This is a genomic window from Haloferax sp. Atlit-12N (assembly GCF_003383095.1).
Lineage (GTDB): Archaea > Halobacteriota > Halobacteria > Halobacteriales > Haloferacaceae > Haloferax.
In genome coordinates this window covers 1-763 of record NZ_PSYW01000056.1, presented here as the reverse complement: position 1 = coordinate 763, position 763 = coordinate 1, and the positions used below count along the sequence as shown (strand labels likewise).

Here is a 763-nt window from a genome sequence, read left to right as displayed (position 1 = left end):
AGACGGATGACCTGGACATCAACTAATCCATGGTAAATATTTAAGTAGGTTCCTTTTGAGTGTCCCTTTATGGCAAGTGAGCTAAGCGCACAGCTCTACCTCAACGGTAGCTGGTGCAGTTCAAGCGGCAACTCCGAGGTCGTCAGTCGGAATCCGGCAGCACCGGACGAAGAGATCGCCACGTTCCCAGCCGCAACGGTCGCCGACACCGAAGATGCGATCTCGGCATCGGTCGCCGCGCAGGACGAGTGGGCAGCGATGTCCGCTCACGAGCGGGGGTCATATCTTCGGGACGCTGCTCGGATCATTGAGGACGAACGGGAGTCACTCAGCCAACTGATCGCCGACGAAACAGGTAAGACGATTGGTGGGAGTCGGGGAGAGGTCCAGCGAACGATCGATCTCTTGGAGTACTACGCACAGATCGCACGTGACTACGGCGGGACCGCACCCCCGAGCGCGACCGACGGGACAGTGCTATTCACAAAGCGTGAACCGTGGGGGACGGCGGGAATCATTACACCGTGGAATTTCCCGATCGCGATCCCGACGTGGAAAATCGCACCCGCTCTCGTGAGCGGTAACACCGTCGTTTTCAAACCCGCTTCGCTCTCACCAGCGACCGCGTCCCGGCTCGTAGACGCGTTCGACCAGGTCGGACTCCCGGATGGCGTATTGAATTTCGTTCCGGGATCCGGAAGCACGGTTGGAGATGCGATAGCGACGAGTCAGGATGTCGACGCGCTTTCGTTCACCGGGAGCA

1 protein-coding gene is annotated in these 763 nt (G+C 59.1%); it reads left to right on the top strand.

Annotation, left to right across the window (positions count from 1 at the left end):
* Nucleotides 1-69: 69 nt before the first annotated feature.
* Nucleotides 70-763 (top strand): aldehyde dehydrogenase (locus C5B90_RS19960; protein ID WP_115883636.1); only part of this gene is annotated, 694 nt, incomplete at its 3' end.